General features: G+C 70.8%; 9 protein-coding genes. 8 read left to right on the top strand and 1 reads right to left on the bottom strand.

Translation table 11 applies throughout. The features are described 5' to 3' along the window. Positions 1-104: 104 nt before the first annotated feature. From ABZ406_RS28705 to ABZ406_RS28720, 4 genes are all read left to right on the top strand, one after another. The gene (locus ABZ406_RS28705; protein WP_357768178.1) at positions 105-2,495 is read left to right on the top strand and encodes a polyribonucleotide nucleotidyltransferase; all 2,391 of its coding nucleotides are present in this window, start codon (positions 105-107) and stop codon (positions 2,493-2,495) included. A gap of 47 nt (positions 2,496-2,542) precedes the next feature. Further along, positions 2,543-3,940, top strand: coding sequence for a pitrilysin family protein (locus ABZ406_RS28710; RefSeq protein WP_357768181.1), 1,398 nt, complete (start codon positions 2,543-2,545; stop codon positions 3,938-3,940). 111 nt (positions 3,941-4,051) lie between these two features. Then, positions 4,052-4,816, top strand: a complete 765-nt coding sequence (gene dapB / locus ABZ406_RS28715) for a 4-hydroxy-tetrahydrodipicolinate reductase (protein ID WP_357768184.1) — start codon at positions 4,052-4,054, stop codon at positions 4,814-4,816. An 81-nt stretch (positions 4,817-4,897) separates the two neighbouring features. After that, positions 4,898-5,368, top strand: coding sequence for a GNAT family N-acetyltransferase (locus ABZ406_RS28720; protein ID WP_357768187.1), 471 nt, complete (start codon positions 4,898-4,900; stop codon positions 5,366-5,368). A gap of 290 nt (positions 5,369-5,658) precedes the next feature. Here ABZ406_RS28720 and ABZ406_RS28725 read toward each other — a convergent pair whose 3' ends face one another. Beyond that, the gene (locus ABZ406_RS28725) at positions 5,659-7,785 is read right to left on the bottom strand and encodes a glycogen debranching N-terminal domain-containing protein (RefSeq protein WP_357768190.1); all 2,127 of its coding nucleotides are present in this window, start codon (positions 7,783-7,785) and stop codon (positions 5,659-5,661) included. A gap of 145 nt (positions 7,786-7,930) precedes the next feature. Here ABZ406_RS28725 and ABZ406_RS28730 point away from each other — a divergent pair, with 145 nt between their 5' ends. From ABZ406_RS28730 to ABZ406_RS28745, 4 genes are all read left to right on the top strand, one after another. Beyond that, entirely contained in the window at positions 7,931-8,920 is a 990-nt protein-coding gene (locus ABZ406_RS28730; protein ID WP_357768193.1) for a LacI family DNA-binding transcriptional regulator, read from the top strand. Between the two features lie 24 nt (positions 8,921-8,944). After that, the gene (locus tag ABZ406_RS28735; RefSeq protein WP_357768196.1) at positions 8,945-10,195 is read left to right on the top strand and encodes an extracellular solute-binding protein; all 1,251 of its coding nucleotides are present in this window, start codon (positions 8,945-8,947) and stop codon (positions 10,193-10,195) included. Between the two features lie 71 nt (positions 10,196-10,266). Further along, on the top strand, positions 10,267-11,388 hold the full coding sequence (locus ABZ406_RS28740; RefSeq protein WP_357768199.1) for a sugar ABC transporter permease: 1,122 nt from the start codon (positions 10,267-10,269) through the stop codon (positions 11,386-11,388). A gap of 1 nt (position 11,389) precedes the next feature. Beyond that, complete coding sequence (locus ABZ406_RS28745) at positions 11,390-12,280, top strand: carbohydrate ABC transporter permease (RefSeq protein WP_357768202.1); 891 nt, start codon at positions 11,390-11,392, stop codon at positions 12,278-12,280. Positions 12,281-12,362: the final 82 nt, after the last annotated feature.

Consider the following 12,362-nt stretch of genomic DNA (forward strand, 5'->3'; position numbering starts at 1 on the left):
GAACCCGGCATCATGCCGGCCACCCGGGCGCTTCGATCGAAGACCGGCCGGCTGAGCAGCTCCCCGATGTCGTGGGCCCACGACGCGAAGGAGCACGACAGCACATGACCGAGACCAAACTCGGCACCGAATCCCGCACCGCCGTGATCGACAACGGGTCCTTCGGCACCCGCGAGATCACCTTCTCCACCGGTCGACTGGCTCGCCAGGCTGCCGGTTCCGTCATCGCCCAGCTGGGCGAGACGGTGGTTCTCTCCGCCACGACCGCCGGTAAGCACCCGAAGGAGCAGTTCGACTTCTTCCCGCTCACCGTCGACGTCGAGGAGCGGATGTACGCCGCGGGCCGCATCCCCGGCTCGTTCTTCCGCCGCGAGGGTCGGCCCAGCGAGGACGCGATCCTCACCTGCCGGCTGATCGACCGGCCGCTGCGCCCGTCCTTCGTCAAGGGCCTGCGTAACGAGGTCCAGGTCGTCGAGACCATCCTCGCGCTCGACCCGCAGCACCCGTACGACGTCGTGGCGATCAACGCCGCCTCGATGTCGACCAAGCTCTCCGGCCTGCCGTTCTCCGGCCCGATCGGTGCGACCCGCGTCGCCCACATCGACGGCCAGTGGGTCGCCTTCCCGACCCTGGAGGAGCTGGCTCGCGCCACCTTCGACATGGTCGTCGCCGGCCGCACGCTCGACGACGGCGACGTCGCGATCATGATGGTCGAGGCCGAGGCCACTCCGAACGCCGTCGCTCTCATCTCGGCCGGTGCCACCGCCCCGACCGAGGAGGTCGTCGCCAGCGGCCTGGAGGCCGCCAAGCCGGCGATCCGTGAGCTGTGCCGCGCGCAGAGCGAGCTGGCCGAGGTCGCCGCCAAGCCGGTCACCGAGTTCCCGGTCTTCCTGGACTACCAGGACGACGTGTACGACGCCGTCTCCGAGCTGGCCCGCGGCGAGGTCGCCGAGGCGATCACCATCGCCGGCAAGGCCGACCGCGAGGAGGCCCTGGACCGGGTCAAGGCCCGCGTCGCCGAGGAGTTGGGCGCTCGGTTCGAGGGCCGGGAGAAGGAGCTGTCCGCCGCCTTCCGGTCGCTCACCAAGTCCGAGGTGCGCAACCGCGTGCTGCGCGAGCAGGTCCGCATGGACGGGCGTGGCCCGCGCGACATCCGGGCGCTGACCGCCGAGGTCGGCGTGCTGCCCCGGGTGCACGGTTCCGCGCTGTTCGAGCGGGGCGAGACCCAGATCCTGGGCGTCACCACGCTGAACATGCTCCGCATGGAGCAGATGGTGGACACGCTGTCCCCGGAGAACCGCAAGCGCTACATGCACAACTACAACTTCCCGCCGTACTCGACCGGTGAGACCGGCCGGGTTGGCTCGCCGAAGCGTCGCGAGATCGGCCACGGCGCTCTCGCCGAGCGCGCGCTGATCCCGGTGCTGCCGTCGCGCGAGGAGTTCCCGTACGCCATCCGGCAGGTGTCGGAGGCGCTCGGCTCCAACGGCTCCACCTCGATGGGTTCGGTCTGCGCGTCGACGCTGGGCCTGCTCTCCGCAGGTGTGCCGCTGAAGGCGCCGGTCGCGGGCATCGCGATGGGGCTCATCTCCGACGAGGTGGACGGCAAGACCCAGTACGTGACGCTGACCGACATCCTCGGAGCCGAGGACGCGTTCGGTGACATGGACTTCAAGGTCGCCGGCACGCCGGAGTTCGTCACCGCGCTCCAGCTCGACACCAAGCTCAACGGCATCCCGTCGGACGTGCTGGCTGCCGCGTTGCAGCAGGCCAACGAGGCCCGGCAGGTCATCCTCGGCGTCATGAAGGCGGCGATCGAGGCTCCGGCCGAGATGTCCGACTACGCGCCGCGGGTCACCACCGTCAAGATCCCGGTCGACAAGATCGGCATGGTGATCGGCCCGAAGGGGCAGACCATCAACGCGATCCAGGACGAGACCGGCGCCGAGATCTCCATCGAGGACGACGGCACGATCTACGTCGGCGCCACCAACGGCCCGTCGGCCCAGGCGGCCGTCGACCGGATCAACGGCATCGCCAACCCGACGCTGCCGAAGCAGGGCGAGCGGTTCCTCGGCACTGTGGTCAAGACCGCCGCGTTCGGCGCGTTCATCTCGCTGCTGCCGGGCCGCGACGGTCTGCTGCACATCTCCAAGGTGGGCGACGGCAAGCGGGTCGAGCGCGTCGAGGACTTCCTCAACGTCGGCGACCGGGTCGAGGTCGAGATCGCGGACATCGACGCCCGCGGCAAGATCTACCTCGACAAGGTCCGCCCCGAGGGCACCGAGGCTCCGGCCGTCGGTGAGGCCGCCGCTGGCGACCGGCCGGCTGGCCGTGACCGTGGCGACCGGGCTCCGCGCGACCGCGGCGACCGTGACCGTGGCGGCGACCGTGGCGGGCGTGGCCCGGAGCGCGGCGGCGAGGGCGGCAACGGCGGCGGCGGCGAGGGTGGCGAGGGCGGCGAGCGTCCGCGCCGCCGGACCCGGCACAGCTGATCGTCGTACCACGCATCACCCACCCCTCGTCGAACCGGGAGCACCACGTGAGTCGGGCCATCAGCGCGCCGTTTCCACCGGATCGACGGGGGGTGGCCCCGTCTCGGGACACCGGGGCGGGCCGCTCCGGCGGCACCGCCCGCGCGGTGACCCGGACACTCAGCGACGATCCGCTGGGCGGCACGGTACGTCGTACCGTGCTGCCCAGCGGCCTGCGCGTCCTCACCGAGGCGATCCCGGCGATGCGCAGCGTCTCGTTCGGCATCTGGGTGGCCGTCGGTTCGCGTGACGAGACCGGCCCGCAGGCCGGTGCCGCGCACTTCCTCGAACACCTGCTGTTCAAGGGCACCCACAAGCGCACCGCGCTGGAGATCTCCTCGCAGATCGAGGCGGTGGGTGGCGAGACGAACGCCTTCACCACGAAGGAATACACCTGCTACTACGCCCGCGTGCTGGACGAGGACCTGCCGCTGGCGATCGACGTGATGTGCGACCTGGTCGCCGACTCGCTCTTGGAGCCCGCCGACGTCGAGACCGAGCGTGGCGTGATCCTGGAAGAGATCGCCATGCACGACGACGAGCCGGGCGACGAGGTGCACGACCTCTTCGTCCAGGCCGTCTACGGCGATCACCCGCTGGGCCGGCTCATCTCCGGCACCGCGGAGACCGTCACCCCGATGACCCGCCGGCAGATCCAGAGCTTCTACCGGGGTCGCTACACCGCGCCGCAGATCGTCATCGCCGCCGCCGGCAACCTCGACCACGCCGCGGTGGTCAAGCTGGTCCGGCAGGCAGTGCGTGGCACCCCACTGGACAGCGACCCGGCCAGCCCGGCGCCGCACCGCGCGGCGACCCCTGCGGTACGCACCAAACCGGCGACCACACTGGTGGAGCCGAAGGAAACCGAGCAGGCCCACGTCATCCTCGGTTGCCCCGGCATCGACCGGCTCGACGATCGACGCTTCGCCCTCGGGGTGCTCAACAACGTGCTCGGCGGCGGCATGTCCAGCCGCCTGTTCCAGGAGATCCGCGAGCAGCGCGGCCTCGCGTACTCCGTCTACTCCTACGCCAGCCAGTACGCCGACAGCGGCCTCTTTGCCGTCTACGCCGGCTGCGCGCCGGGCAAGGTCGACGAGGTGCTGGCTCTCACCCGCGCCGAGCTGGCCCGGGTGGCCGCCGAGGGGTTGACCGAGGCCGAGGTGGCCCGGGGCAAGGGGATGAGCAAGGGCTCCTTCGTGCTCGGCTTGGAGGACACCGGCTCCCGGATGAGCCGGTTGGCAAAGGGTGAGCTGCTGTACGGCGACCTGATGCCTGTCGACGAACTGCTCCGCCGGGTCGACGAGGTCACCGTGGAGGACGTGAACGTCCTCGCCGCCGAGGTGCTCAGCCGCCCGATGTCGCTGGCCGTGGTGGGCCCGTTCGGCGCCGGCGACTTCACTGTCTGAGGGCTGCCGCCTCCGGCGTGGGCGGCGACCTTTCGAGTGCGGCATCCCGGCGGGTGGATGCCGCCGGATCCGGCCTGAGGGGCACGTCCCGATTGGGATAGGTTGTGCCCCGTGACTGACGAGCAGAAGACCCCGGCCCAGCAGCTGGGGGTCGGCGTGTTTGGTGCCCGGGGCCGGATGGGCATCGAGGTCTGCAAGGCCGTCGACGCCGCCGACGACCTCACCCTCGTGGCGTCGATCGACCAGGGTGACAGCCGATCCGCCGTCTCCAGCGCCCAGGTGGTCGTCGACTTCACCACGCCGGACGTCGTCATGGACAACCTCCAGTGGTGCATCGAGCAGGGCATCAGCGCGGTGGTCGGCACGACCGGCTTCACCGAGCAACGCCTGGAGCAGGTGCGTGCCTGGCTGGCCGACAAGCCCGAGGTGGGCGTGGTCATCGCCCCGAACTTCGGCATCGGCGCGGTCCTGATGATGCAGTTCGCCGCCCGCGCCGCCCGGCACTTCGAGTCCGTCGAGATCATCGAGCAGCACCACCCCCGCAAGCTGGACGCCCCGAGCGGGACCGCCACCCACACCGCCCGGCAGATCGCCCAGGCCCGCGCCGAAGCCGGCCTCGGCCCGGTCCCGGACGCCACCAAGGACGAGGTGCCGGGTGCGCGCGGCGCCGACATCGACGGGGTACGCGTCCACGCGGTGCGCGCCACCGGCCTGGTCGCCCACCAGGAGGTGCTGTTCGGGGGCACCGGCGAGACGCTCACCATCCGACACGACTCGTACGACCGGGTGTCGTTCATGCCGGGCGTGCTGCTGGCCGCCCGCGCGGTGCGCAACCGCCCCGGCCTCACCGTCGGCCTGGACGCCCTCCTCGACTGACCGGGCCGGGCCGCCTTCCGTCCCGGGCGCTGACGGCAACTGTCCAGAATCCACCGACGCGGCCCGGGTAGCATCCGCCGGATGATCGATGCCGGAGACCTGGACCGGGCCGGGCGGCGAGTCACGCTGCGGCCCGTCGACGACGACAACTGGCGGGCCGTGGCCGACGTCGCCCCACGCGACGACCAGCGCCGGTTCGTGGCCGCGCTCGGCGCGCGTTACCTGCTGCTCAGCATGCGTTCCGACGTGTGGAACTCGTTGGCGGTGTACGCCGACGAGACAGTCGTCGGCCACGTCATGTGGGGCGTGGACGACGACGGCTCACACTGGATCGGCGGGATGCTGATCGACGCCGCCGAGCAGGGCCAGGGCGTCGGCCGGGCCACCGTGCGGACGCTGGCTCCCTGGCTGGCGGCCCGGGACGGCAACCCCCCGGTCCGCCTGTCGTACCACCCCGACAACACCCCTGCCGCAACCCTCTACGAGTCCCTCGGCTTCCACCCCACTGGAGCCATGGACGACGAAGAGCTGATCGCCGAACAAACCCCCTGACCCCGTGACCCCGTGACCTTCGCCGATCTTGCGCTTTCTGTTGCGGTCTAAGGTGCATTTGCCGCATCTCGACAACCGAAAGTGCAAGATCGGCGGGGTGTCCGGCATGGCCTCCGTCGATCATGGAGTTGTGGTGCCTCACATAAGGGGCGTACAGGGAGCTGTTGCCCACCACAACTCCATGATCGACGGGGCAGGGCAGGGCGGGGCAGGGCAGGGCGGGGCAGGGCAGGGCGGGGCGGGGCGGGGCAGGGCGGGGCGGGGGGCGGGTCAGGGGTGGGGCGGAGGGCTCAGGGGCGGGCGGTGGGGTCGCTGTTACTGGGGGTGGGGATTGGGGGGCGTCGTTGGGTGGGGAGGGGTGGGGTCAGGGGAGTGGGGAGGCCGGTGACTGTGGCTTCGCCGGTGCGGTCGACAGTGACGTGCACCGGAGTGTTGGCCACGCGGAGGCCGTCGACCGCCACGGCACCGAGTTCCGATCCCGCCAGGGGGGCCAGTCGGACCGTGCCGCCCGGGACGTCCGGGTAGAGCCCCGTGGCGGCCTGGAGCAGCAGCACCGCGCCCGCCGCGGCCCATGCCTGGGGTCGGCAGGCGGCCGGGTACGGCACCGGTCGGTTGACGAGTGCCCGGTCGTCGCCGCCGTACAGTTCGGGCATCCGGTAGTCGAACGCCTCGGCCGCGCCGAGCAGCCCGTCCGCCAGACCGAGTGCGGCCTCGCGGTGACCGGCCCGGGCCAGCCCGCCGAGCACGATGGCGGTGTCGTGGGTCCAGATCGAGCCACAGTGGTACGACAGTGGGCTGAAGCCGGCGTCGTCGGTGGACATGGTGCGGAGCCCGAACCCGCTGGCCATCGTGTCGGTGGTGAGCAGACGCGCAACCTGTGCCTCCTCGTCCCGGTCGAGCAGGCCGGTGCCGAGCAGGTGACCGATGTTGCTGGTCAGTGAGTCGACGGGGCGCTTGTCGCGGTCGAGGGCCAGCGCGGGTTGCGGGCCGTGGCGTCCGTCGACCCAGAAGCTCTTGCGGAACCGGCCGACAAGTGCGGCGGCGTGTTCGCGCCAGCGGTCGGCGCCCGGTCGGCCGAACGCGTCGAGCAGGGCGGCGCCGTTCACGGCTGCCTCGTGGGCGTACCCCTGCACCTCGGCCAGCACGATCGGCGCGGTGGCCAGGGTGCCGTCGTGGAAGCGGACGGCGTCGCCGGAGTCCTTCCAGCCCTGGTTGGACAGGCCGTGTCCGGTGGTGTCGACGTATTCGACGAGCCCGTCGCCGTCCGGGTCGGCGTGCTCGCCGAGCCAGCGCAGCGCGGCCTCCAGGTGCGGCAGCAGGGGTTCGATCTGCTCGGCGGGCATTCCCCACCGCCAGGCGTCGTGCAGCAGGTTGACCCAGAGCATCGTGGCGTCGACGGTGCCGTAGTACGCCGGGGGAAGGCGTAGGCCGTTGTCGGGCAGGGCGAACGTGTGGCGGCGCAGCTCGTGCAGGATCTTGCCGGGCGCCTCGCCGGTCGTCGGGTCGACGCGGGTGCCCTGCCGGCGGGCCAGTACGCGCAGGGTGCCGGCGGCCAGGTCGGTGCCGAGCGGCAGCATCATCCGGGCGGCCCAGAGGCTGTCCCGGCCGAACAGGGTGAGGAACCAGGGCACCCCGGCGCCGAGGAACACGTCACCTGGTGCGCCGGTCTCGGCCAGTCGGAGGCCGCGCAGGTCGTCAAGGCTGCGGTCGAGGAGTCGGACGAGGCGCCGGTCGTCGGCTGTCACCTCGGGTCGGGACCATTCGGGCTCGCCGGCCGGGCCGACGACGACGGCGCGTGGGTCGTCGACGGTCAACTGCCAGCGCAGCACTGTCTCGCCGCCAGGGGGCAGGTCGACGGGCCAGGTCAGCCGGGGCGTGGTGGCCCGCTCGTCGCCGGCGAGCACGTCGGCGTCCGGCGCGGTGACGGTGACGGTGATCCCGGTGCCCGACCAGGTGAGCGTGCCCGGCCGAACAGCAACGGCGCTCAGCGCGTCGGTGGCGCCACCGGACTTGACGACCTCGATGGGTGCCAGGTCGCAGGCGAGGTCGACGGTGACTGTGGCCCGTACGCCGACGGTGGCGGTGGAGGTGATGCGCAGTTCCTCGGTGATGCCGTGGCGGGTGGCCCGCCGGAGTCGGTCGACGCGGACGGTGGGGTCGGGCGTGGGGTCACCGAGCCAGCGGGCCAGGCCCACGAAGTGCGCGCCATGTGGGCCGTCGTCGGCGCGGGTGAGCCCTTCGAGTTCCCGTTCGTCGACCCGCAGCTCGGCGCGGGAGAGCACCCGGGCGTCGGCGTGGAAGACGCCCTGGACGCCGGTGGGGCGGATCTGCCCGGTCGCGTCCCCCAGCGCGCTGGTCGGGGCGAAGACCACCCCGACCAACTCGTGCAGGAGGGGTTGCAGCTGGCGTTCGATCACGGTGTGGCTCCAGATCCTCGGGGTGCGGGGCGGCCATCTTGACAACGCGCCCCTGGCGGTGCAAAGTGCGAAACATTCCAGAAACTTGAACGATCCAATCCTGCCTTATCCAAATTGGATCGTTCAAGACGGCGAGAGGGATTAAGTGGCCGAAAAGGTGACCATCGCGACGGTGGCCCGGCACGCCCGAGTCAGCCGGCAGACCGTGTCCAACGTGCTCAACGCGCCGCACATCGTGCGGCAGGAGACCCGTCAGCGGGTCGAGGACGCGATACACGCGCTCGGCTACCGGGCCAACCAGGCCGCCCGACAGATGCGCACCGGCCGGTCCCGCCTCATCGCCGCCCGGATCGACCCGACCCGCGACGGCATCAACGGCTCCGTGCTCGACCGCTTCCTGCACGGCCTCACCGAGACCGCTGACGCTGCCGGCTACCGCGTGCTGCTCTACACCGCCACCGACGACGACCGGGAGATCGCCACCTATGGCGACCTGCTCGGCACCTACGAGTTGGACGCGTTCGTGCTGGTCGGCACCAAGCACGGTGACCCGCGTACCGAGTGGCTCGCCGACCGGAACGTGCCGTTCGTGACCTTCGGTCGCCCGTGGGACGCGCTCGACGCGCATCCCTGGGTGGACGTGGACGGCGCGGCCGGTACCGCCGGGGCCACCCGGCACCTCCTGGACGCCGGCCACCGGCGGATCGCCTTCATCGGCTGGCCGGTCGGCTCCGGCGTCGGTGACGACAGGCGCTCCGGCTGGCGCGACGCGTTGCACGCCGCCGGCGTCGACCCCACCGGGCTGCACCGGGAGACCGAGGACGGCATCGCCGAGGGCGAACGCCTGATGCGTGACCTGCTGGTCGCCGCGACGCCCACCGCCGTGGTCTGTGCCAGCGACTCGCTCGCCCTCGGCGCCCTCCAGGCGATCCGCGGCGTCGACCCGCCGGTGTCGGTGATCGGCTTCGACGACACGCCGGTGGCCGCCGCGGTCGGGCTGACAAGCGTCAGCCAACCACTGGGCGAGGCCGCAGCCCGCTGCGTGGACCTGCTGACCGGGGTCCTCGACGGCGACCACGAGACCCCCACCCCCGTGCTGCTCCAGCCCTCGCTGGCGCTGCGGCACACCGCGTAGTCCCACCCCCCACCAGGAGAAACCATGGCACCCCGAACAATCACCCGGGCAGCGGTAGCGGGCCTCGCCGCCGTCGCCCTCCTCGGCTCCGCCGCCTGCGGCAGTGGCTTCGACGACTCCTCCGGCGACACCACCCAGTCCAGTGGGCCGGCCAGCCTGCAGATCCTGATCGGCTCGTCCGGTGAGGCCGAGACCAAGGCGGTGCAGGACGCCGCCGCCAAGTGGGCCACCGGATCCGGCAACACCGCGACCGTCACCCCGGCGCAGGACCTCACCCAGCAGCTCGGTCAGGCCCTCGCCGGCGGAACCCCGCCGGACGTCTTCTACGTGGATGCCGCCCAGTTCGCCAACTACGCGAGCGTCGGCGCGCTCGAGCCGTACGGCGACAAGGTCAGCAACTCCGGTGACTTCTACGAGAGCCTGCGCAGCGCGTTCACGTACGACGGCAAGCTCTACTGCGCGCCGAAGGACTTCTCCACACTGGCCCTGCAGATCAACACCGAGCTGTGGACCCGGGCCGGGCTGACCGACGCCGACGTGCCGACGACCTGGGAGCAGCTCACCGCCGCCGCCCAGAAGATCAAGGCCAAGGGGCAGGTCCCGCTGGCCCTCGGTGACACCCGGGACCGGATCGGCGCCTTCATGGTGCAGAACGGCGGTTGGCTGGTGAGCAAGGACGGCAAGCAGCCGACCGCCGACACCCCGGAGAACCTCGCCGCCCTCCAGTACGTCAAGACCATGCTCAGCACCGGCCTGGCGAAGTACCCGAAGCAGCTCGACGCCGGCTGGTCCGGTGAGGCGTTCGGCAAGGGCAAGGCCGTGATGACCATCGAGGGCAACTGGATCAAGGGTGCCCTGCAGAACGACTTCCCGAACGTGAAGTACAAGGTCGTGGCGCTGCCGGCCGGCCCCAAGGGGCAGGGCACGCTCTCCTTCACCCAGTGCTGGGGCATCGCCGCGAAGAGCAAGTACAAGGACCAGGCGATCAAGTTCGTCGAGGCGATGACGAGCGGCGAGCAGCAGATGACCTTCGCGAAGGCGTTCGGTGTCATGCCGTCCCGGCAGTCGGCGGGCGAGCAGTACACCGCCGCCTTCCCGGCGGACAAGGTGTTCATCGACGGCGCCGCGTACGCCCAGGGCCCGGTGAACGCCCCGAAGATGGACAGCGTCCTCAAGGACCTCGACACCGGTCTGCAGGGGCTGGCCAACGGCGACCCGAAGACCGTCCTGCAGAACTTCGACAAGAACGCCAAGGCGGCGCTTGGCGGCAGCTGAGGTGACGGTGGGGCCCCGGCATCGCCGGGGCCCCACCGCACGTCGGCCGGAAAGAGGAGAAGGGAGGGAAGATGGCAACCGAGACACGTACCGCAGCGGCGACCGCTGGCGGGGCCGGCCCCCGCCGACGCGGGCGCGGCATCCGGAGCAACGAGAACCTCGCTGGCTGGCTCTTCGTCGCGCCGGTGATCGTCATCCTGGGGCTGTTCCTGCTGCTGCCCATCGTGATGGCGCTCTGGGTCAGCCTGACCGACTGGAACGGCCAGGGCAGCCCGTTCACCGGCGACGTCCCGTTCGTCGGCGCGCACAACTACACCCAGTTGTTCACCGAGGACGGGCTGGCCCGCCGCGACTTCATGACGAGCATCCGCAACAACATCTACTACGTGGCGATCGTGGTGCCGGCGCAGACAGTGCTCGCGCTCGGGCTGGCGTTGGTGGTCAACAACCGGATGCTCAAGGGCAAGAGCTTCTTCCGCAGCGCCTTCTACTTCCCCTCGGTCACCAGCTCGGTGGCGATCAGCGTGGTGTTCCTGTTCCTCTTCGCCAACTCCGGCGCGGTGAACGCGCTGCTCGGTTTCGTCGGGATCGACGGCCCGGAATGGTTCGCCGACTCCCGGGGCGTGCTGCACCTGCTGTTCGGTGCGATCGGCGTCGACTCGCCACCGGCCGCACTCACGGACGGCGGCCCGTTCGGGCTGAGCTGGTGGGACTGGTTGGCCGGCCCGAGCGTGGCGATGATGTCGATCATCACACTTGTCATCTGGACCACCTCCGGCACCTTCATGCTGATGTTCCTGGCCGGGCTGCAGAACGTGCCGGTCACCCTGGAGGAGGCGAGCACCCTCGACGGCGCCTCCCGGTGGCAGCGCTTCCGGTACGTCACCCTGCCGATGATCAGGCCCACCACCTTCCTGGTGCTCACCCTGGGCATGATCGGCTCCTGGCAGGTCTTCGACCAGGTGTACGTGATGAGCCAGGGCGACCCGGCCAAGACCACGCTCACCCCGGCGTACCTGTCGTACCGGACCGCCTTCCGGGACTTCGAGTACGGCTCCGGCGCGGCGATCTCGTTCGTCCTGTTCCTGATCATCATCGTGCTCACGCTGGTCCAGCGCCGGGTACTGGCCGAGCGCAACACCGACCGGCCGCGACGCGGCTGGCGGCGTCGACGCGTACCGGAAGGGTCCTGAGATGGCAGTGGTCACCGACCGCCCGGCGGCGGCGGCGCCCGCGCGCCGCGACACGCACGCGGCCCGCACCCTGGTCTCCCGCTTCCTGGGGTACGCGACGCTCGTCTTCTTCGGGCTGGTGTTCCTCTACCCGTTCGTCATCCAGATTGGCAACGCGCTCAAGACCGAACCCGACGCGGCGGCGAACCCACTGTCACCGTTCCCGGACCCGCTCACCCTGGCCGGCTTCGAGCGGATCTTCGCCGGCACCAACTTCCCCCTGTGGCTGGGCAACTCGCTGCTGGTGACAGTGCTCGTCACCATCGGTCGGGTCTTCTTCGACTCGCTCGCCGGGTACGCGCTGGCCCGGCTGCGGTTCCGGGGCCGCAGCGGGCTGTTCGCCGCCGTCATCGCGGTGATGGCGGTGCCCGGGGTGGTGCTGCTGATCCCGAAGTTCCTGGTGCTCAACCAGCTCGGCATCTACAACAGCTACGCCGGACTGGTGGTGCCGCTGCTGGCCGACGCGGCGGGCGTGTTCATCATGAAACAGTTCTTCGAATCGATCCCGGTGAGTGTCGAGGAGGCCGCCCGGATCGACGGGGCGAGCATCTTCCGTACCTTCTGGTCGGTGGTGCTGCCGATGGCGAAACCGGCGCTGATCACCCTCACCATCCTGTCGTTCCAGGGCTCCTGGAACGAGTTCCCCCACAGCCTGGTGTCGGTGCAGGACCCGGACCTGTTCACCCTGCCGCGCGGCCTGGCCGACCTGGTCAGCGGCTCGCTCGGCAAGGGCACCCAGTACCCGCTGAAGCTCGGCGCCGCACTGCTGGCCACCATCCCGGTGGCGATCATCTTCGTGGTGTTCCAGCGGTACTTCGTCCGCGACGCCAACGACGGCTCGGACAAGGGCTGACCCCGGTCGGTGCGGCGGCCACGGGCCGCCCGCCGGGCGGTCGAGAACAACTCGATGATCCTCCAGCAGAAGCTCGCCGAGC

It is taken from the genome of Micromonospora sp. NPDC005710 (assembly GCF_040630995.1).
Taxonomy (GTDB): Bacteria; Actinomycetota; Actinomycetes; order Mycobacteriales; family Micromonosporaceae; genus Micromonospora.